This is a genomic window from Actinospineispora eucalypti (assembly GCF_039543365.1).
GTDB classification, from domain to species: Bacteria; Actinomycetota; Actinomycetes; order Mycobacteriales; family Pseudonocardiaceae; genus Pseudonocardia; species Pseudonocardia eucalypti.
On record NZ_BAABJP010000029.1, the window covers coordinates 104,155 to 124,929 of the forward strand.

17 protein-coding genes are annotated in these 20,775 nt (G+C 71.4%); 9 read left to right on the forward strand and 8 right to left on the reverse strand.

Features of this window, described 5'->3' with window-relative positions:
* Positions 1-10: 10 nt before the first annotated feature.
* Positions 11-1,333: a helix-turn-helix domain-containing protein gene (locus ABEB12_RS24630; protein ID WP_185060832.1), complete on the reverse strand. Its 1,323-nt coding sequence runs from the start codon at positions 1,331-1,333 to the stop codon at positions 11-13.
* Positions 1,334-1,595: 262 nt separating this feature from the next.
* On the opposite strand from ABEB12_RS24630, the gene ABEB12_RS24635 reads away from it, so the two are divergent.
* Together ABEB12_RS24635 and ABEB12_RS24640 are read left to right on the forward strand one after the other, a co-directional pair.
* On the forward strand, positions 1,596-2,945 hold the full coding sequence (locus ABEB12_RS24635) for an SLC13 family permease (RefSeq protein WP_185060831.1): 1,350 nt from the start codon (positions 1,596-1,598) through the stop codon (positions 2,943-2,945).
* Positions 2,942-4,414 carry a CoA transferase gene (locus ABEB12_RS24640; protein ID WP_185060830.1) on the forward strand — a complete coding sequence of 491 codons (1,473 nt, stop codon included), beginning with the start codon at positions 2,942-2,944 and terminating at the stop codon, positions 4,412-4,414. The genes ABEB12_RS24635 and ABEB12_RS24640 overlap by 4 nt, the downstream gene beginning before the upstream one ends.
* A 16-nt stretch (positions 4,415-4,430) precedes the next feature.
* Here ABEB12_RS24640 and ABEB12_RS24645 read toward each other — a convergent pair whose 3' ends face one another.
* A complete protein-coding gene (locus ABEB12_RS24645) occupies positions 4,431-5,396 on the reverse strand; it encodes a TIGR03617 family F420-dependent LLM class oxidoreductase (RefSeq protein ID WP_185060829.1) in 966 nt (321 codons plus the stop codon).
* Positions 5,397-5,462: 66 nt separating this feature from the next.
* Between ABEB12_RS24645 and ABEB12_RS24650 the strand changes: the two genes are divergently transcribed.
* The gene (locus ABEB12_RS24650) at positions 5,463-6,158 is read left to right on the forward strand and encodes an FCD domain-containing protein (protein WP_185060828.1); all 696 of its coding nucleotides are present in this window, start codon (positions 5,463-5,465) and stop codon (positions 6,156-6,158) included.
* A 33-nt stretch (positions 6,159-6,191) separates the two neighbouring features.
* Here the strand turns inward: ABEB12_RS24650 and ABEB12_RS24655 are convergent, their stop codons facing one another.
* The 4 genes from ABEB12_RS24655 to ABEB12_RS24670 are packed head-to-tail and all read right to left on the reverse strand — an operon-like array spanning position 6,192 to position 10,864.
* Positions 6,192-8,486 (reverse strand): CoA transferase, encoded by a 2,295-nt coding sequence (locus ABEB12_RS24655; protein WP_185060827.1) that lies wholly within the window; start codon positions 8,484-8,486, stop codon positions 6,192-6,194.
* On the reverse strand, positions 8,483-9,310 hold the full coding sequence (locus tag ABEB12_RS24660; protein WP_185060826.1) for an enoyl-CoA hydratase-related protein: 828 nt from the start codon (positions 9,308-9,310) through the stop codon (positions 8,483-8,485). Before ABEB12_RS24660 ends, ABEB12_RS24655 begins: the two co-directional genes overlap by 4 nt.
* On the reverse strand, positions 9,307-9,720 hold the full coding sequence (locus tag ABEB12_RS24665) for an OB-fold domain-containing protein (protein WP_185060825.1): 414 nt from the start codon (positions 9,718-9,720) through the stop codon (positions 9,307-9,309). Before ABEB12_RS24665 ends, ABEB12_RS24660 begins: the two co-directional genes overlap by 4 nt.
* Before the next feature lies 1 nt (position 9,721).
* Entirely contained in the window at positions 9,722-10,864 is a 1,143-nt protein-coding gene (locus ABEB12_RS24670; RefSeq protein ID WP_185060824.1) for a thiolase C-terminal domain-containing protein, read from the reverse strand.
* A 200-nt stretch (positions 10,865-11,064) separates the two neighbouring features.
* Between ABEB12_RS24670 and ABEB12_RS24675 the strand changes: the two genes are divergently transcribed.
* The 6 genes from ABEB12_RS24675 (at position 11,065) to ABEB12_RS24700 (ending at position 16,374) form a co-directional block, all read left to right on the forward strand.
* On the forward strand, positions 11,065-12,426 hold the full coding sequence (locus tag ABEB12_RS24675) for an SLC13 family permease (protein WP_185060823.1): 1,362 nt from the start codon (positions 11,065-11,067) through the stop codon (positions 12,424-12,426).
* A 20-nt stretch (positions 12,427-12,446) separates the two neighbouring features.
* A complete protein-coding gene (locus tag ABEB12_RS24680) occupies positions 12,447-13,613 on the forward strand; it encodes an iron-containing alcohol dehydrogenase (protein ID WP_185060822.1) in 1,167 nt (388 codons plus the stop codon).
* Positions 13,610-14,239, forward strand: coding sequence for an isochorismatase family protein (locus ABEB12_RS24685; protein WP_185060821.1), 630 nt, complete (start codon positions 13,610-13,612; stop codon positions 14,237-14,239). The genes ABEB12_RS24680 and ABEB12_RS24685 overlap by 4 nt, the downstream gene beginning before the upstream one ends.
* Positions 14,240-14,321: 82 nt before the next feature.
* Positions 14,322-15,749, forward strand: a complete 1,428-nt coding sequence (locus ABEB12_RS24690) for an aldehyde dehydrogenase family protein (protein WP_185060820.1) — start codon at positions 14,322-14,324, stop codon at positions 15,747-15,749.
* Positions 15,750-15,919: 170 nt separating this feature from the next.
* Complete coding sequence (locus ABEB12_RS24695) at positions 15,920-16,057, forward strand: hypothetical protein (protein WP_185060819.1); 138 nt, start codon at positions 15,920-15,922, stop codon at positions 16,055-16,057.
* Complete coding sequence (locus ABEB12_RS24700) at positions 16,054-16,374, forward strand: hypothetical protein (RefSeq protein WP_221497692.1); 321 nt, start codon at positions 16,054-16,056, stop codon at positions 16,372-16,374. The genes ABEB12_RS24695 and ABEB12_RS24700 overlap by 4 nt, the downstream gene beginning before the upstream one ends.
* 774 nt (positions 16,375-17,148) lie before the next feature.
* Here the strand turns inward: ABEB12_RS24700 and ABEB12_RS24705 are convergent.
* Both ABEB12_RS24705 and ABEB12_RS24710 read right to left on the reverse strand, forming a co-directional pair.
* Positions 17,149-19,440 (reverse strand): RND transporter family protein, encoded by a 2,292-nt coding sequence (locus ABEB12_RS24705; protein ID WP_185060817.1) that lies wholly within the window; start codon positions 19,438-19,440, stop codon positions 17,149-17,151.
* 50 nt (positions 19,441-19,490) lie between these two features.
* The gene (locus ABEB12_RS24710; RefSeq protein ID WP_185060816.1) at positions 19,491-20,771 is read right to left on the reverse strand and encodes an MlaD family protein; all 1,281 of its coding nucleotides are present in this window, start codon (positions 20,769-20,771) and stop codon (positions 19,491-19,493) included.
* Between the last annotated feature and the right edge of the window lie 4 nt (positions 20,772-20,775).

Consider the following 20,775-nt stretch of genomic DNA (forward strand, 5'->3'; position numbering starts at 1 on the left):
GGGGTCGCGGTCACGACGGTCGCGCCTGCTGGGTGGCCTCGGCCAGCATGAGGGCGACGCCGAGTTCGAGCTGGCGCTCGGTGAGTGGCCGCCCGCGCAGCTGCTCGGCCCGGCGGAGCCGGTAGTTCACCGTATTGCGCGCCACGAAGAGGCGGCCGGCGGCGGTCTGCGCGCTGTGCGAGTCCAGGTAAACGCGGACGGTGCGGCGCAGGTCCCGGGTGGCCGGATCGCCGGCGGCCAGTCCACCGAGTTCGCGGGCGAGGAACCTGCTTACCCGAGCGGCGTCCTCGGTGACCAGCGCGAGTAGTTCCACGGCGGCGAAGTGCACCACCGCCGCGTCGAGGTGGCGGAAAGCCTGTGCCACCCGGTATGCCTCGACGGCATCGGCGTGCCCATGCCGGAACCCGGCGACGTCACGTTCCGGGGTGCCGACACTGATGCGCACGCCTTCCGGCAACGCCCGGCGCCCTGGCTCCGGCGACCGCCGTGCTCGGGGTTCGGCTTCGGGCTCGAACGGGGTAGGCCGGTTTCCCCACGCCCACAACCGCGCCCGCCCCTGCGGGACCAGCAAGGTCTCCTGCGCACCCGCGGCGGCCAGATAGCCCACCGCCGCATCCTGCAGGTAGGTCGCCACCCGGTCGGTCGAGACGTCCTCCGGCCAGAGCACCAGCGCGAGGTGGTAGCGGTTCGCCAACCGGTACCGCAGCGTGGTCACGGCCGCGTTCAGGTCCACCGGCGCCTCATCCAGCACGGCCCGCACGAGCTCCTCGCGGACGGCGGCCGCCGTGGCGTGCCAGCGTTCGGTCTCCGACGAGTACGCCGCGCCGAGGTCCCGCACCAGTGAGTCCACGAACTCGAAACTCAGCCGGGTGGCGTGCGCGATCTCGGCGGCGGCCCGGTCCGCCGGAACCAGCGTGGTGACCAACTCGATGAGCAGCCCGAGGAGCTCCCGGTGGGCGTACCGGACCCCGGACCACACATCGACCAGCGGGATGCCGCGATGCACGAAGTCCCGTGCACTCTGCTCGGCCTCCGGGGTGCGCTTGGGGTCCACCGGAGTGCTTCCCTGAATGCTCGCCAGTATGCCGAGCACGCCACCCTCGACTCCCATTCGCAGGGTCGTGCGGGCTCCCGGGACGTCACTGAACGACGGCAGCAACGCCGCGACCGTCTCGGTGATCGCGGCCGCCGACCGGACCGCCCACCGGACGGCTCCCGCCCCCAGGGGCAGCTCGAACTCCTGCACGGTGGCCGCGGAACAGGTCGGTTCCAGCGCGCCCGGCCCCCCGTCGGTGTCCAGGCGCACCACCCATGCCCCGTGCGTATCCGACAACGCGTACCTTCCGCACCCGCTCGATGTTCCGCTCCGCTATGCCCGATCATTCCACTCGCCCGGGACGAGCAGCTCGCCAACCAGCCCTCTCTGGGAGCACATCTCTCGTTGAACTGACCATCACATATCGTCTTTGTCCGACAGAACAGCCGCCGCACGAGCTATATTCCGATGTAAGACAAGTTCAGTAGCAACAGCAATGCCTCTTGACTGCTCTCGTTAGTGTGTCGTATGTATGATGTGTGACAGTCGGAGGGACTCGATGAGCATCCAGATCGCCGGCGCCCTGGTCCTCCTCGCCGTCTTCGTTGTCGGAACCCTGACCAAGGTCAACCTGGGCGCGCTGGCCCTGGTCGGCAGCTTCGCCCTCGGCCTCTGGCTCGCCCACGAGGACCTGAACACCCTCCTGTCCGGATTCCCGGCCGACCTGTTCTTGGTCCTCTTCGGCGTCACCTACCTGTTCGGGATCGCCACCAGCAACGGCACGATCGACTGGGTCGTCACCGCGGCCACCAGGGCCGTCGGCACACGCCGCGGCGCCATCCCGGTGGTCATCTTCGTGCTCTCGGCCGTTCCGACAGCCATCGGCGCGGCCGGCCCCGCCGCGGTCGCCCTGCTCGCGCCGACCGCCGCCAGGATCGCCGAGCGGAACGGGATCAGCCCGGTCCTCGCCGGTCTGCTGGTCGTGCACGGCACGACCGCAGGCGCCTTCTCACCGGTGAACCCGGCCGCGGTGATCGTCACCGCGACGATGCAACGGAACGGCCTGACCGTCGACCCGGGGCTGCTCTTCCTCGGGAACTTCCTGTACAACGCCGTTCTCGGCCTGATCCTGCTGCTCATCTTCCGCAAGCGACGGGCGTCGGGCGACCACACGGGCTCCGGCACTCCCGCAGCCGCCGCCGACGAGTCGCGGCGCGACCCGGCGCCGACAGCGGGGGATGCCGAGGTGCCCGCCGGAAGCGGACGGGTGGTGGCCGCACCCGCGCAGGTGGCGCGCGAAGGGGAGCGCCGCACGCCGGTCATCGGGGCCACGCTCGTCGCCTTCGGGCTCGTCGCGGCCGGGGCGATCGTCCTCAAGCTCGACGTCGGCGTGCTTGCCACCGTGCTGGCGGTCGCCCTGCATCTCGCCTTTCCCGGTTCGTCCGCCACGGCGATGCGCAAGGTGAGCTGGGACGTCATTCTGCTGATCTGCGGCATCCTGACCCTGGTGGCGACCCTGCGGCGGATCGGCACCGTCGAGATGGTGGGGCACGCGATCGCGAAGCTGGAGTCGCCCCTGCTGGGCGCGCTGCTCATCCTGCTCCTCGCCGCCCTGGTGTCGTCGGTGGCCTCCAGCACCGGCACCCTCGGCGCGGTCATCCCGCTGTCGCTGCCCCTGCTCGCCGGCGGCGCGATCAGCACTCCCGGTTTCGCGGTGGCGCTGTCGGCGTCCGTCACGGTCGTTGACGCGTCGCCGTTCTCCACCAACGGCGCCCTGGTCCTGGCCGGGTTGCCGGAGGCCAGCCGGCCGCGCGCCTTCCGGCTGCTCCTGGTTTGGGGCGCGGCGATGGTGGTCACCGCACCGGTCGTGACCTGGGCCGTCTTCGTGCTGTTAGCGTATGATGTATGATGAAGTCGTCGAACTTCCCGATGAGCCGCCGGCTGCTGGCCGAGATCTGGACCGGGCTCGGCGGGGACGCCCGCGACGTCGACTCGGTGTCCGTCACCGGCAACCCCGCGCTGCCCTCCGCCTTCGCCGTCACCGACCTGGCGACGGCGAGCTTCGGGGCGGCCGGGCTGGCGCTGCGCCGCCTGCTCGCCACGGTCGCGCCCGAGGCCGCCGCGATCTCGGTTGACCGGGTGCTCGCCAGCGGGTGGTTCCACCTGCCGATCGGTCCGTCGATCCCGATCGACGGTGCACGGCCCGGCCCCGTCCCCGGGGCAATGCCGTGGATGACCGAGTTCCAGACGTCGGACGACCGGTGGCTGCGGGTCCAGGCCGTCTTCCCCCGGCTGCGTCGCAAACTGGTCGAGACGCTGGGTGTGGCCGAGGACCCCGCCGCGGTCGGGGCGGCGATCCGCCGACGTCCGGGTGAGGAGCTCGAGCGGGAGCTCGTCGAGGCCGGCGCAGCGGTGGCACTCAGCCGGTCACTGCCGGATTGGCGGGCACATCCCCAGGGAGCGGCGGTTGCCGCCGAACCGCTCGTGGACGTTCAGCCGACCGTGTCCGGAGCCGACACCTGGCGGCCCACACCGGGCCGCCCGCTGGCCGGCATCCGCGTCCTCGACCTGACCCGAGTCATCGCCGGCCCCATGGCGACCCGGTTCCTGGCCGCATGCGGGGCGGAGGTGCTCCGCCTGGACGCCCCTGGCTCGGACGAGAGCGGGATCGCGATGGGCGCGGGATCCGACATCGTGCTGGGCAAGCGCTGGGCCTATCTGGACATCCGCACCCCCGAGGGGCGGACCCGCCTGCTTGAGCTGCTCGCGGGCACCGACGTCCTGGTGCACGGCTACCGGCCTGGCGCCATCGACGCCCTGGTGGCGCCCGAGCTGCGCGCGGCGACCCGTCCGGGTCTTGTCGAGGTGGCGTTCAACGCCTACGGCTGGACGGGCCCGTGGCGGGACCGGCGTGGATTCGACTCCCTGGTGCAGTACAGCACCGGCCTGGCCGACGAGACGACCCGGTGGGCTCTCGAAGATCCGGACCGCCGGGTTCCGATCGTCGCGCTCGGCCGGGAGGTGCCGGCCGACCGCCCCCGTCACCTGCCAGTGGAAGCGGTCGACTTCTCCACCGGGTACCAGGTGGCGGCCGCGGCCATCATGGCCCTCGCCCGCCGGGTCGAGACCGGCGCCGGTTCGGTGTCCCGGCTGTCGCTGGCCCGGACGGCCAGGCTCCTCTCCGATGCCGGGAGGGCACCCGAGTCGCCGGTCCTGCGTCTTCCGGTCACCGGTCCGCTGGAGCAGCGCACCTATGCCGCCCCGCACGGCCCGGTCCGCCGGCTAAGTTTCCCGCTGACGGTGGCGGGGAACGACCTGTTCTGGGAGCGGCCGTACGAGGCGGTGGGCAGCTCCAACCCGGTGTGGTCCTCGGCGTAGCGGCCCGGGCAACGGGTCAGGCAGCGCGCTCTCGCTGGGCGTGCGTGGGGTAGCCGAGTTGGACGCGCTGCACCAGGTCACCGAACCGATCGGCCGCCTCGGCCCGAGCCGATTCCTCGTCCCCGGTCACACACATCAAGGACAGCAGCCGGTCGTCGACCAGGGCCGACAGCTCGTGCCATCGCCCGGCCTTGGTCAGCGCCCTGGCCTCCTCCTGGAGGTCCCCGTACCCGTGCAGCTCCAGCACGGCCCGGTAGGCCGGGGTGGACGCGTAGAAGGCGATGCGGTGGCGTACGGCGGCAATGTCCAGGTCGTCCCGCGCGGCGAACACGGACTGCGAGACTTCGAACGCGTCCATCGTCCGGCCTGTCTCGGCGCGCGCCCGGGCGACCGTGGGCAGGCCGACCGTGCGCAGGTAGTCCGCGGTGCAGAAAGGGTGCGCGAGCCAGCCGTCGGCGACGGCGCCGCACACCTCCAGCATGCGCGGGCCGACGGCGGCGAGGTAGATCGGCGGGGGGCCGAATTGGCTGGCCGGCGGGGTGAACTCCGGGGTCATCAGCGAATGCGTGTAGAACCGCCCCCGGAACGGCTCCCCCGGCGCGCCGTTCCATCCCTGCCAGATCGACCGCAGCGCCCGCACGTACTCGCGCATCCGCTCCGCCGGCTCGGACCAGGGCATGGAGAACCGGTTGGTGATGTGTGGCCGGATCTGCGTGCCGAGTCCGAGCAGCAGCCGGCCGCCGGACAGCCGCTGCAACCCGTGCGCGGCGTAGGCGACGATCATCGGCGAGCGCGCGAAGGCGATCGCGACCCCGGTGCCCAACCGGATCGACGCGGTGCGCTGCGCCGCCGCAGCGAGGCTGACGAAGGGGTCGTCCCGGATCTCCGGGCGCCACGCGGCGGCATAGCCGGCTTCCTCGGCCTTCGCCGCCTCGGCGGAGACGAACTCGAGCGAGTAGTGCAGTTGCGTGTCGAAGAGCATCGGTCGTTTGATCCCATCCGGAGTTGCGTAACATCCTGTTTGTATGACGAGTTCGGGGAGTGAGCTGTGGTCGAAGCCGCGAAGCCCAGCCTTCGCCTGGAGCGCGACGAAGACCTGCTGCGGGACCGCGTGGTGGCCGTCATCCGGAACGCGATCTTCACCGGCGAGCTCCCGCCCGGGAAGCGGCTGATCGAGCGGGAGCTGGTCGAGCAGATCGGGGTGAGCCGGACCTCGGTGCGCGAGGCCCTGCGGCACCTGCAGTCGGAGAGCCTGGTCGAGTCCAGCGACAGCCGCGGCCTGCGCGTCTCGGTGCTGACCGAGGACGCGATCCGGCAGCTCTACGAGGTCCGTGAGCCGTTGGAGTCGGCCGCCGCCCGGCTGTTCGTGATGCACGCGACCGAGGACGAGGTCGCGGCGCTCGCCCAGGTGGGGAAGAAGCTCTTCGAGACCTCCACCGAACCGGCCCGCCTGGACGAGCGGATGGCCGCCGTGCTCGAGTTCGACCGGCTCCTGCTCGCGGGGGCGCGCAACCCGCTGCTGAGCGAGATGCTCGGTTCGATCACGGCGCGGATCCACGTGCTCAGGCGCCTGTCCATCGGCGCCCCGGAGCGGGCCGTCGCGTCCGCCGCCGAGTACGTGGCGCTCGTCGACGCGATCAGGCGACGCTCCAAGCGCTCGGCGGCGGCGGCCGCGGCGGCACACGTTTCGGCCGCCCGCGTCGCCGCCCTCAAGGTCTTGCGAGCCCGTTCGAGCGAGACCTGATCCCGTTGCCGCCGACATGCCCGGTCCAGCCGATCAGTCGTGCCGAGCCGGCGCGTGTTCCAGCGACCTCACGATGGCCTCGTTGTCCCGGCCGAGCTCGGGGGCCGGGGCGGGCGTCGGCGGTACGTACCGGGACAGCACGAACGGGAAGCCCTTGATCCGGCGCCGGTCCTCGCTCACGAACACCCGTCGCCGGGCGAAGTGCGGATCGCCCGCGCGATCCGAGGCGGTCGAGACCGGCACGCACGGGACTTCGGCATCGCGCAGGGCGCGCACCGCGTCGGACGCGCCGCGCCGCCGCGCCCACCCCGCGACGCGGCCGGCGAGCCACAGCTCGCCGGCATGCCCGGAGCCGGCTCCGGGTTCGGGCTCGCGCAGCCACGGCACCCCGACTGCCTCGGCCAGCCGACGTCGCTGGTCCGGCGTGTCACAGCTGACCGCGATCCACCGACCGTCGCGCGTGGCGAAGGTGTCGTGCGGGAAGCGTCCGGGCCGACGGTTTCCCTCCGGCCGGGCGACCTCCCCGGTGCTCCGGAACTCGGCGATGCGATCGGCGATCGTCCAGGCGACGACCTCGCGTTGCGATATGTCGAGGTGCACCCCGCGGATGTCCCGCGCCACCGCGTACACCGCGAGGGCGGCGCCGAGCATCGCCGCGATCTGATCGGGATAGTTGACCTCGGCGGACGACCAGACCGGGCTCCGTTCGTCGTAGCCCGTCACCGAGGCCAGCCCGGACAGCAGGTCGAGAGTCGAGCCGTAGGACCGGAAGCGTGACTCGGGACCCTGCTGTCCCTGGCTGGACAGCGACACGTACACCAGGTCCGGGTTGATCTCGGCCAACTCGGCGCGGCCGATGCCCAGCTTCTCGGGCACGCCCACCCGGAAGTTCTCGATGACCACGTCCGTATGCCGGGCCAGCTCGTGGACCAGGGCACGCCCGGACGGGCTGGTCAGGTCCATGGACAGGCTCAGCTTGCCCGCGTTGTTCGAGTCGAACATCGGTGACGCGTCCGCGCCCTGCCCCGCGACCGAGACCGCACTGCCTGGTGGGGTCCAGCGCCGGAACGGGTCCGGCCGGGAGGGTGACTCGACCTTGATGACGGTGGCGCCGTAGTCGGCGAGCAGCCGGGATGCCGCCGCGCCGGCGGTGATGGTCCCGAAGTCGAGCACGACGACACCGGTCAGCGGGGCCACCCGGCCGTCGGCCGGCTCGGTCGGCGGGTCCAGGAAGAGGTGGGGGCCTACCGGGCGTGCGCCACCGACGCCCGGTGCGCTCCGCAGGGCCGCCGTCACCGGAGGGAGGACGCTCCCGGCCGAGGTCTGGTCCGGCTGGAGAAACCCACGCACCCGCAGCTGCGCCGACCGGGCCAGGTCCGCGATGTCGGCGCAGAACCCGAAGGGCAGCGCGCGCGCCTGTGCGCGGCGGTAGATCTCCTCCTTGGGCCGGACGCCGGCCCAGCGCTCGATGACCGGCCACCACTCGTGCTCGTGGCGGGCGCGGAAGCCTTCGTCCCGCAGACGAGGGTCACGCAGGTCGGGCTCACCGACGAGATCGACCACCGCGTCCCATTGTTCCGGCTGGTAGATCACGCCGATCCAGCCGTCGGCCGCCCGCACCATGCGCCAGCGGCCGGAGCGCGGGTCGCCGCGGCCGGCCACGAGCCCGGTGGTGGCGAATCCGATGTCGGCCTTCCAGTCCATGTAGGCCGCGACGTCGCAGAGCGCGACATCGACCAGTCCGCCCCCGGCGGCGTCGCGGAGCGAGATCATCGCGCCGAGCAGGCCGGCCACGGCCGCCGCGTGCGCGGCCTGTTCACCCCCCAGCGCGAGCGGGCGCCGGTCGTGGTGGCCGATCATCGTGGCGAGCCCGCCGTAGCACTCGGCCAGCAGGCTGTCGCCGGCCTCGTCCGCCAGGGCCGAGTCGATGCCGTAGCTGGTGATCGCGACGACCAGCAGGTCGGGGCGGCGATCGCGGAGCTCGGCGTAGTCGATCCCCGCCGCCGTGGCGGCCGCCGGTCCCAGGTCGCTGATCAGCACGTCCGCGCCCTCGAGGAGGCCGTCGAGCACCTGCGGCCCTGCCTGGTCTGCCTCGAGGACCACCTGGCTCTTGCCCTCGTTCAGCGCCGTGAAGGTCAGCCCGACACCGTCCGCGCCGAGCACCCCGATGCCGCGCAGCGGGTCCCCGCCCGGAGGCTCCACCTTGACCACGTGGTGCCCCAGGACGGCGAAGTACCTGCCGAGCGCGGCCGCGCCAATACCGTGGCCGGTTCCGTTCGCGATCTCCACGACGCGCAGCGGGCCGGACCGGGCGCCGGCGCGGCTCATGGGGCCGAGCCCTGGCCGGGGTTGCGGGTTCCCGAGGCGAAGCCCTCGAGGCCGCGTTGGGTGGCGTCGGCCTCGGCCCGGATCCGGGCGCCGACGTCCTCCCCGTAGTCGAGCGCCCGCGACCACCCCGAGATGTGCTCCGGGACCGTCCACAGCGCCCGCTTCGACCAGCGCAGGCCGGTCGCGTCGTACCCGGCGACCCGCCGGGCCAGCGACAGCGCCTCCGCCGCCACCCGGTCGGCGGGGACGGCGAGGTTCGCCAGCCCCCACTCGACCGCCGTGCGGCCGTCGATGCGGTCCGCGGTCAGCACCAGCCACGCGGCGCGCTTGCGGCTGACCCGCAGCTGGGTGGCCGGTCCGGCCAGGGCCGGGTAGAGCCCGAACCCGATCTCCGGCATGCCCAGCTGGGCGTCCTCGTCGACCACCGCGAGGTCGGCCGCGTTGATGAGGGTGAGGCCGCCGCCGAGGGCGAAGCCGTTGACCGCGGCGATGACGACGGCCGGATGCTTGGCCAGCTCGTCCTGCACCGCGCGCCAGCTCGCGCGCCGGGAGTCGAGGTTGCCGGCGGCGGGGTCGTCCTGCTCCTTCGCCACCTCCTTGAGGTCGACACCGGCACAGAACGCCGGACCGGACCCGGTCAGCACGATCACGTTCACGCCGGCCCCGGGTCGCGTGCACTCGTCCAGGGCGTTCAGCAGGGCGACCCGGGCAGCCCGGTTCATCGCGTTCCGCTGCGCGGGGCGGTTCAGCGTGATGCGGGCGACGCCGTCGCCGAGCCGCTCCAGCAGGACGGGCGCGGCGGCTTCGGCGTTCGCGGCGCTCACTCGGCCACCTCGAACGCCGGGACGACACGGTCGCCCAGCTCGACGAAGGTCACCCGGACCGGCTGGTCACACCGCGGTTCGGCGTCCTCGTCGACGATCTTGCTGATCATGTATGGCCCTTCCTCGAGGCGGATGAACGCGACGCGGTAGGGAAGCTCGTCGGCGTAGGCCGGGAGGTAGTTCTGGTGCATCGTGATCCACGACCAGAGCACGCCGCGGCCGCTGGCCGGCTCCCACGAGTACTCGGCGCCGAGGCACCGGGGGCACACCGGCGCCTCCGGGAACCGCCGGGCCGAGCAGGAGGCGCAGGTCTGCAGCCGCAGCTCGCCCTGTTTGCATCCCTCCCAGAAGGGTGCGTTCGTCGTCGTGACGGCCGGCAACATCGCCTGGATCTGATCGGGGTTGACCATCTCAGTTGTCCTCTCCCACCAGCACGTGCGAGGTCACGATCGGCGAGGCGCACATGTACTGGGCGACCCGGCAGTCCTCGACCTGGCGCGGGCCCGCGTCTCCGCGCAGCTGCACGACGGCCTCGACGTGGTGCGCCCAGCCCTGCATGTAGCTCTCGGCGGTGTGCCCGCCGGCGGTGTTGATCGGGCGACCGCCGTCGAGCCCGATGCCCTTGTCGCGGACCCACTGCCACGCCGTGCCGCGCTCGGCGTGGCCGAAACCCTCGAGGGTGAACAGCACCGTCGGGGTGAAGTTGTCGTAGATCTGCAGGCAGTTCATGTCCGAGGGCTGGAACCCGGACTCCGTGTAGACCCGGTCGGCGACGTCCGCGCAGGCGGCGCCGAAGAGGTCGGTACTGGTGTAGAAGTTGGTCAGGTTGGCGGTGGCCGCGGTCGCGGCGACGCGGACGGGCCTGTGCCGCAGGTCTTTGGCACGCTCCATGGTCGTCAGGATCAGGGCGACGCCGCCGTCGTTGATGATGCAGTAGTCGTAGAGCCGCAGTGGCTCGGCGATCATGCGCGACGCCAGGTAGTCGTCGCGGCTGATCTGCTTGCGCATGACCGCGATCGGGTTCAGCTCGGCGTGCCGGCGGTTGTTGATCGCGATCGGCGCGAGCGCGTCCTCCGGAGCTCCGTAGAGCTGGGCGTAGCGCTGGTACATCATCGCCACGTACGCGCCGGGTGAGGTCATCCCGTACATCTCGTCGTAGCTCACGGTCGGGCCGCCGCCCTCGCCGCCGTACTTCATCTTCACCGAGCGCCCGTTGTTGCCGTAGACCAGCGCGACCGTGTCCACGACGCCCGACCGGATGAGGGCGACGGCCTGGTTCACCGCCACGCCGCTCATCCGCCCGGACCCCTCCAGGTCGAAGACCGCGCGGGCCGAGTGCAGGCCGGTGATGTCGGCCATCCGGTGGTAGCCGACCCGGGCGCAGATGAGGCCCTCGATCTCGTTCTTGTCCAGTCCGGCGTCCTCGACCGCGGCGGCCAGCGCCCGCGCGGCCAGCGCGTGATCGTCTCGTTCGGCGTCCCGCACGGCGTGCAGCGCACCGTGATCGGTCTGCCCCACTCCGACGATCGCCACCTCGCGCAGTCCGTTCGTCATGCCGCCCTCGCTCCCGTCATACGTCATACATACGCGACGTATTCAAAACCGTCAACCAGACAGTGCGCATACAGCGAAGCTCTGTGAACTGCATAAATATTCAATTAAACTGAAGTCTTGTATGACAGAGTTGGGAGACCTAGTATCCCGAACGTAGTTCTGACCGTTCGTTAGATGACCGTCGAGCAGGGGAACCACCGATGAGCACAGAGCTGTGGTCGATCATCGGCCTGATCGTCATGTTCGCCGTCGGGACGGTGTTCAGCGTCAACCTCGGTGCCGTCGCGCTGGTGTCGGCGTTCCTGGTCGGCACGACCATCGCCGCCCTCGGCACCAAAGACCTGCTCGGCTTCTTCCCGGTGGACCTCTTCGTCCTGATCGCCGGCACCACCTACCTACTGGGGGTCGCTCAGGTCAACGGGACCATCCAGTGGCTGGCCGACACGATGGTGCACCTGGTCCGGGGCAAGCACTGGATGCTGCCGTGGCTGCTGTTCCTGGTCAGCACCGCACTGGCCACGCTCGGACCGGGCTCCGTCCCCGTCCTCGCGGGCATCGGGGCCGGGTTCATCCGGCGCTACCGGATCCATCCGGTGCTGATCGGTCTGATGATCGTCCACGGCGCACAGGCCGGCTGCTTCTCCCCGATCGCGCCCTACGGCCTGCTGGTCAACAAGATCCTCGAGCGCAGCGGCTTCGCCCCCGAGCCCTGGGCGCTCTACGGGCTGGTCATCGCCGGCAACGCGATCCTCACCGTGGTCGGGTTCTTCGTGTTCGGCGGGCGCAGGCTCGTCGGCGAACGCCCCGGCCCCGATAAGGACGGCGGCGCGCCCCCGGTCCCCGACGGTGCGCAGGCTGGCGGCGTGGCCGGGGCGGAGAGCTCCGGCGGGGTGGCGACGTCGCCCGTCGCGACGGCCGTGGCGGTCGACGACCGGGATGCTGCGCCGGTCAGCCTGCGCCCCGCCCCGGCGAATCTGCTGACCTTCGGCGCGATCATCGGGTTCCTGCTGGCGATCAGCGTCTGGAAGCTGGACACGGGCTTCACCGCGTTCCTGGTGGCCGTCGTACTGGTGCTGCTGTCCCCCAAGACGGTCCGGGTCGAGTCCATCACCCGGATCTCCTGGTCCACGGTGCTGTTGGTCTGCGGCGTCCTGACCTACGTCACGCTGCTCGACAAGGTAGGGGCCATCGCCTACACCACGCGGGCCATCACCGCTCTCGGCAGCCCGGTGCTCGCCCTCCTGCTGGCGTGCCTGATCGCCGCGGTGGTCTCCGCGATGGCTTCGTCGCTGGGGATCATCGGCATCGTGGTGCCGCTGTCGCTCCCGCTCGCCGTGGCCGCCGGCGTCAACCCGCTGATGGTCGTCGTTGCCGTGGGGCTGTGCGCCACCGTCGTCGACGTGAGCCCGTTCTCCACCTTCGGCGCGTTGGTCCTGGCGAACACCGAAGGCGTCGACAAAGCGGTCTTCCAGCGGAAGCTGCTGATCTACACCGGCTACCTCGCGGTGTTGGCGCCGCTGGTCACCTGGGCACTGCTGATCCTGCCGTCCACCCTCGGCTGACCCTCCCCGAAAGGTTCCCGTTGCCCGCCCAGAGCCACACCACCTACATCCACCCCGGTCCGGAGCGAGTCGTCAGCGGCGCGGGGACATCCACCGCGCTGCACGGCCTGTTGGGCCGCTACGGCTACCGGCGTGCCCTCGTCGTGGCGTCCCGGTCGTTGAACCGGAAGTCCGACGCGGTCGCGAAGATCGTCGACGGTCTCCGGGACACCTTCGGGGGGCTCACCGACGACGTCCACGAGCACGCCCCGGTGGACGACGTACTGCGGGTGGCCGCGCTCGCCCGGGAGATCGGCGCCGACGTGCTCGTCGCGGTGGGCGGCGGCTCGGTGATCGACCTGTGCAAGATGGTCCAGCTCTGCATTTCCGAGGATGTCACCGCGGCCACGGGGCTCGAGCCGCTGCGTGCCTCAGTGCTCGACGGCGAGCTGATCCCGGCGCGACAGCGGGCGCCCGCCATCCGGCAGTTCTGCGTGCCCACCACCCTCTCCACGGCGGAGGTCACGCCGGGCACATCCCCCATCGACACCGCCACTCGCACGAAGACGCTGTACTTCGTGCGGTCGGGTGCGCCTCAGGTACTCGTCTACGACCCGGACATCCTTGCCCACACACCGCGCGCGTTGCTGTTGAGCACCGCGCTGCGCGGGCTGGATCACGCGGTGAACACGCTGTGCGCGGTCCGACCCGAACCGCTCGCCAGCCTGCTCGCCGAGCAGGCCATCCGGCTGTTCGTGGAGAACCTGCCTCGGCTCGAGACCGGGAACGACGCCCGGGCGGCCTGCCAACGCGCGAGCTACTACACCGGGCTCGGGCAGCTGTCCGCGCCGCATGGGTTCAGCCACTACATGGTGCACGTCCTGGCGCCGATCGCCGGGGTGCCGCACAGCGCGCTCGCCTGCGTCCTCATGTTGGCGCAGGCCCGCTGGCTGGAGGGCGCCGCGGACGCTGAGTACCACCGGCTGCTCCGGCTCCTCGGGCGCGAGGGCGACAAGTTCCACGAGGTCGTGCTCGAGCTGCTCGAACTGCTCGGCATGCCAACCAGCCTGACCGACCTCGGCATCACCGACGCCCATCTCGACGAGGCGGTCCCCCTGGGGATGAGGCACAAGATGGTCGTCGAAAACAACCTGCGCCCCATCGACTCCGAGCAAGAGCTGCGGCGGATTCTGTGGCTGGCCCGGTGAACATCAGCGAACGGACCGGGTGGGGTCGGCGACCGGCGCTGCTCGTCGTGGACTTCCAGACCGGGTTCACCGACCCGGCGTCCGGGGTCGGCGCGGAGATGCCCAAGGAGCTGGCCGCGACCGCCGAGCTGATCGAGCTGTGCACCCGGTTCGACGTGCCCGTGATGTTCACCGCGGTCGCCTTCCAACCCTTCGATCAATCGAAGTGGCTGCGCAAGATGCCGGGACTGCACGCACTGCGCGAGGGCGGCCGCTGGTGCCAGTTGGACGCCCGGCTCCCGCTCTGCCCTGATGCCCCGGTATGGATCAAACGGGCCCCCTCGGCGTTCTTCGGCACCCCGCTGCAACCGCACCTGCGCGCCCTGGGCATCGACACACTGATCGTGACCGGCAGCGTGACCAGCGGATGCATCCTCGCGACCGTGATCGACGCGGCGTCACTCGGATATCACGTCATCGTCCCGCTGGAATGCGTCACCGACCGGTCACCCGTCGCGCACCTGGCCAACCTGGTCGACATCGACACGAAGTATGGGGACGTGGTCGAACTCGACGAGGTCACCAGCCACCTGATCGAAGCGGCGGCCAGCGGGAACCGTGTTCGACCTGCCCACGCGTCCCGTTGACCCCGCGCCCGACAGGCACGTCCCGTACCCACGAGACCGATGATCGGAGGCACCGTTGCCCAGGCCGGTTCCCCAGTACCTGATGAACCACTCGACAACCGCCGCCGAGCAGTACCGACAGCTGATCGGCGGCAGCCTCGAACCGGGCGCCGACAGCCAGGACGTGATCGATCCCGCGACGGGACGAGCCTTCGCCACCGCACCGGTGGCCGACGCCGACCAGGTCGACCGCGGGGTCGCCGCCGCCCGGCAGGCGTTCCCCGGCTGGTCCGCCAAGTCGTACGACGAACGGGGCGCGATCCTCACCCGCATCGCCGACCTGGTCGAGGAGAACGCCGAGCTCATCGCCCGCACCGTCACCCGCGAACAGGGCAAGTCCCTCGCCGACTCCCTCGGCGACGTCGGCGCGGCGATCAGCTACACGCGGTACTTCGCCGACTGGCGCCCCGATCCCGAGGTCGTGCGGGACGATGATGAGGCCTTTGTCGAGATTCTGCGCAGGCCCCTCGGCGTGGTGGCGGCGATCATCCCGTGGAACTTCCCGTTCTTCCAGATGATGTACAAGCTCGGGCCCGCCCTGATCACCGGCAACACCGTCGTGGTCAAGCCCGCGCCGACGACACCCCTCAACGCCCTGCTCCTCGGCCAGCTGCTGGCCGACGTCGTGCCCGCCGGCGTCGTCAACGTCGTCGGTGACGCCGGCGCCGTGGGGCCGCTGCTGACCGCCCACCCCGATGTCGCGAAGGTGTCCTTCACCGGATCGACGGCGACCGGTCGGCGGGTCATGGCGTCGGCCGCGGGCACCCTGAAGCGGATCACGCTGGAGCTGGGCGGCAACGACCCCGGCATCGTCCTGGCCGACGCCGACGTGGCGAAGACCGCCGAGGGGGTATTCACCTGGGCCTTCGCCAACTCCGGCCAGGTGTGCATCAACATCAAGCGCATCTTCGTGCACTCCTCCATCTACGAGGAGTTCTGCGCCGAGCTCGCGCGGCTGGCCGACGCCGTGGTCATAGGCCCAGGGCTCGGCGAGGGTGCCCGAATGGGTCCGATCCAGAACGCCCGCCAGTTCGAGCTCGTCCGCGATGCGCTCGAGCTGGCCCACGACACCGGCACCGTTATCGCCGGCGGGACCGTGGTGGAGGGGGACGGCTACTTCGTCCGGCCCACGGTGGTCCGCGACATCAGCGAGGACAGCAGCCTGACGGCGGAGGAGACGTTCGGTCCGATCCGCTCGGTGTTCTCCTACGACGACATCGATGACGTGATCGAACGCGCGAACGCCACGCCCTACGGCCTCGGCGCCTCCGTCTGGGGATCCGCGGCGGCGGCCACGGACATCGCCCGCCGCCTCGAGACCGGTACGACCTGGGTGAACCAGCACTTCGCGCTGTCACCGGATGTCCCGTTCGGGGGCCGCAAGCAGTCCGGGCTGGGCAGCGAGTTCGGCCTGGACGGCATCCACGCCTTCACCGACGTCCACGTGGTGAACGTGAACAAGGTCTGGTGACCCTTGACCGGAGATCGCCACGCCTCGTCGCCAGACGCGGAGTGCATCCGCAGCGCGCCGCAGACCCTGGGCTGGGTCGACCTGGCTGCCAGCTAGGTATCGTCCCCGTGGCGGCTGTTCCTCGTCCCGCGCAGGCCGACTGCGGGTAGCCGTTGCGGAGGTGGGCGGTGATGACTGTGCCGGCGGCGAGGTTGTTCCGGGGCGGCGTGACCGATCAGATCGTGGCGGATCTGCGCGCCCAGATCCTCAGCGGGGAGCTGCCGGACGGTGAGCGGCCGAGCGCGAGTTGGCGGCGCGCTACGGGGTGAGCGCCCCGACGGTCCGCGAGGCCGTCCGTGTGCTGTCCGCGATGGGCCTGCTCAGCACGCGCAACGGCACTCGGACAACGGTGACAGCGCGCGGGGACACGCTGCTGGCGCTGTCCATCGCCTCGGTCGTCCAGTTCGAGAAGATGCCCGCCGGCGACGTGTTCGGGCTGCTGGGCGCGCTCTACGCGTTCGCCGTCGAGCAGGCGGTCGAGCGGGCCTCCGACGAGGACGTCGCCGCGCTGCGGGCCGTGGCCGAACGGGCCGCAGGCCTGGCCGGCGTGGATTCCACGGTCGCCGCGCTGCTGGACGGCAGCTGATCTAGACGACAGCTCGCCCGCGCAGACAGCGGGCACAGCCAGGAAGATTTTGTTCCGTGACTGTTCCGTGGATCGCCACAGAGGACGCCAGTCGGCCCCGGGCGCCCACAGAGAGCACCAGGGCCGGTTTGCAGCGTTTCCCCAGGTAGAAGTGCTGTCCAGGCGCTAGCTGCCGAGGAGCTTGTAGCCGGCGAACTTGTCTCGGAGCGTTTTTTCGGGCATCCCGTTCGAGTCGCTGCACATGGCTTCCACCAGCAGATATACCGACTCCAGTAAACGTAATCGGCGTGCGCGTTCCGCCCAGGTTCCGCGCGGAGCCCCCGAACTCACACAGATGTGCACAGACCTCCGCGAACCTGGCACATCGGCTCGGCGTGGTGGAGTTCGTCCCGTACTCCCGCGACACGGCTGGTATCGCCCCGGTGCTCGCCGAATAGGTACGCGGAGCGGGCCCGGGGTCAGGGACCCCGCGCTAGACTCGGCCCGCTCCGCGTACCGATGATGCGGTACAGGAGTAACCGCTACCGGGATTCCGGCCGGTACGGCCACATCAAGCAGTCAGGCCAGTGCCCAAATCCGGCCAAGGTCGTACACGAGCAAGACGACCGCCACCAGCTGGCAGGTGAGTGCGCCGCGCCGATCATCCGCGTGCGGCCGGACGGGGTAAGCGTCGTTGGCACCAACTCCTCGATGTGCCGGCGCCCCCAGTGGGCGAGAGCGAACAAGCCCCCCGCCAGCAGCGCGACCGTGATCTCGTAAGCCACCGTCACTTCCTCACACCGCGACCGGGTCGCGCGGCCGGGCCTCGACCCCGGGCGCGCGCTCGGCTCGTCCCGGGGAGACCAGCACTACTACGTGGGCTGCGACCAGGGACAGCAGCACCGTCAGGCTGAGCAGCAGGCCGAACTCCTGGATCACGTCCAGCCGGGACAGCGCCAGCGTCGCGTAGCCGACCGCGGCGGCCAGGGCCGCCACGCACACCGTGCGCCACTGCGCGCGGTGTGCGTGGCGCACCGCGTCGGCCAGGAGCACGGTGAACTCACAGGCCGTCGCGGTGGTGAGCGACCCGAGCGCTACGGTCAGCGGGCTCAGTTGGAAGCCCAGCGCGATGACGACGGCCAGGCCCCAGCCGGTGGCCAGGGCGGCCGCCATGACTGCTCGGCCGGCGTCCGCGCGCCGGCGCAGCCCGATCAGCAGCACCAGGCCCGCCGCCGCGATGCCGGCGATGTTGGTCAGGTACCGATCCCCGGAGACCAGCTCGTAGCCGTGGGCGGCGACCACCGGCAGCCCGGTGAGGGTTACGTCGTAGCCGGCAGGCAGCGGGGGCAGGCCGGCCCGTACTGAGTCCAGCAACCGGTGCTGATCACCAAGATCCTGCAGGGCGATGCCATAGCTCAGCACCGCCTGCTTCGCGTCCGGCGTGGTCACCGCGCCCAGCAGGTACCGGGGCAGCAACGTGGTGGCCGCCGCGACCTGCTCGGGGGTCGGCGCGTCGCCGAGGAACCGGAGCAGCGCGGCCGGGCTCAGGATCGGCCGGAACTGGTCGCCGTGGGCGAGCACAATCTGCTCACCGGCCCGGCGCATCCAGTCCAGGGCCTGCGGCGAGAGCACGTCGGGCCCGCGCAGCACCATGCGGACCTCACCGGACGAGCCCAGCACCTCCTCGGCGTGCTGCGCGTCGGCGACCGCGGGCATCCCGGCGGCCAGCCGGTCCGGGCGGGCCTCCAGGCCCAGGTGCGGCAGTGCCACCCAGCCGACCGCGGCGGCCGCGAGTGCCACGAACGCGACGCCGGCCCGGCGGGCCCGTGACCCGAGGGCCGGGGCGCGCCAGGCGGGTTCGGCCTGCTCGGCGGTGTCGCCGCGCAGCAGCCAGCGCCGCAGTACCAGGGCCAGGGCGACCGCCAGCAGGACGCCGAGGGCCAGGGCGAGACCGAGGTCGCGCACGAACGGCAGCGGGGAGAGCGCGAGGGCGGCGAATCCGGCCGTGCTGGCCAGCGCGGCCACCAGTACCCGGCGTTGCTGCCCCGAGCGGACCAGGTAGGCGGGGAAGTCGCTGCCGATGCCGATCAGGATCGGCAGGAACGCCATCGCCCCCAGCGAGAGCGGCCGGCCCAGCCAGCCGAAGACGGCCAGGGTGAGGGCGGTACCGCAGAGGGTGGCGACGATGGGCAGCAGCCGGTCGCGGCGCCGCCCCAGCCAAGGCAGCGCGACATAGCAGAGCGCGATCAGCCCGACCGCGCAGCCCCCGAGCAGGGGGATCTCCCCTCGGACCTGGTCGGCGAGCGACGCCGCCACGGCGGGGGCCCCGGTGACGGTGAGGGCGGTGGTGCGCAGCCCGGCGCCCTGCGCGGTCGCGCGGACCGCCGCCACCAGCCGGTCGGTGGACTCCTGGTCGAGGTTCTCCCTGGGCCGCACCAGGATGGAGATGGCGTGGGACGAGGGCACCACGAACCGCCATTGGGACCGGGGCGAGGGCTGCCCGTCCGGGCCGGTCTCGTACACGAGGTTGCGCACGAACCCCGGGTTGTGCAGCGTCGGCAGGCCGAGCGGCATCCCCTGGACCAGAAGCGGGGCGTAGCGCTCGTCGAAGGTGGCGGTGGCGGTGTCGCCGGCCGCGGTGACCGCCGCCGGGGGTGCCCCGGCGTTCCGGGCCTGCTGCTCCGCGGCCGCGCGGGCGGCGTCCCGGCTGCCCATCACCTGGGCAATCACCTTGTTGCTGGCGATGGCGATCTCGTTGAGCACGGTGGCCGGCCCGTACACCACGGACACGTCCGGGAGCCGGGACAGCTGGCCCTCCAGCCGGAACACCAGCGGGAGCTGCTCGGGGCCGAGCAATTGACCGGGCTCGGCCCCCTCGGCGAGGACCACGATCGGGTCGGCGCCGAAGGCGCGATCGGCCGCCTCGGTGTCTCGCAGCGACACGTCACCGGCCGGCAGGAACGCCCGGGGCTGGGTGTCGACGCGCAGGGCGGCCAGGCCCGCGAAGGTCAAACCCGCCACGCCCAGCACGACGACCGCGACGAGCGCCTGGCGCCCCGACGGGCGGGGCGCCAGGCCCGTCGCCATGCGACGAACCCGACGCCATACCCGTCCGAGGCCAGCCTGGACCCCTGCCCTCATCGAGGCGCACGCTCCACGCGGGGGTAGTCACCCTTGAACGGTCCCGGGTTGGTGCCCGCCCCGGGCTTCGGATACGGGTTCCGGTACGTGGCCAAACCCTGGGTGGTCGGGTTCTGGACGAACGTCTCGTTGCCCAGCGCCAGCAGCCGGAAGTAGTGCACGTTGTCCTCCGCGCGGTAGCCGATCATCGCGGCGAAGTTGGCGAAGAACCCGCCGATCTCCTTGCCGTACGGCCTGATGTACCTCAGCGCCGGGTTCAGCTCGGCGAGCATGTCGCGCGCCGGGTCGACCACCGGGCTCACGTCGTCGTGGAAGCGGGGCACCTCCCGCAGCGTCTTCGGCGCCCGATCCAGGGTGTCGTCCAGCGCCGGGGTCAGCTCCCGCAGCTCGTGGCTGATCGGCGGCAGCTTGCGCAGGCCGTCACCCAGGTCGGGACCGGCCGCCCTCAGGTCGGCCGCCACCGGCCGCAGCGCGCCGGCCAGCTCCGTCAGCGAGCCGGTGGCCACCTTGGCACTGTCCAGCACCGGGGGCAGCTTACGCATCAGCTCCTCGAAGGACTCCTTCTCCCCCGCGGTCGCGGCGGTGATGCGCTCGCTGTTGGACACCAGGTCGGCGATAGCGCCTTCGCTGGTGTCCAGGTTGTCCATCAGCACCCCGGTCTCGTGGGTGACCTGCTTGAGCGCCTCAGACTGCGCGGCGATCGCGTCCAGGGCTGTGAAGCCGTCGCCGCCGAGCTTGCCGAAGCCGTCGAACAGCGCGTCCACCTGCTTTGTTGTCCCGGCGGTGCCGGTTCCCAGCGCCCGCAGGGCGCCACCCAGGTCCTCGCGGGCCTTCGGGTCCAGGTCGTGCAACAGGTCGCGCAGCTGCACGCTCTGGCGCACCGCGTCGTCGGTCAGGTGCGCCCTCGAGGGCAGCACCGCCCCGGAACCGTCGGTGACCTCCAGGTACGTCTCCTCGACCACCGACCGGGCCCCGACGCGGACCTTGGCGCCCTGGTGCAGTGGCGCGGCCGACTCGTCCAGGGCCATGGTGACGTCTATGCCGTTGTCCGTCCGCCGGACGCCCTTGATCTCGCCGACCTGGACGCCCGCGATGCGGACCTGCCCGGCCGGGACGAGGTTGTCGATGTCCTTGACGGTCACCGTCACCTCGTAGGCCCGGCTGGCCTCGAGCAGCGGCACCCGCAGCGGCGTGCCGGTGAACAGGTAGACCAGGATCCCGAGGCAGATGGCGAAGAACACCCCGAGGATGATCGCCGCCTTACGGGCCTGGGCCATGTCG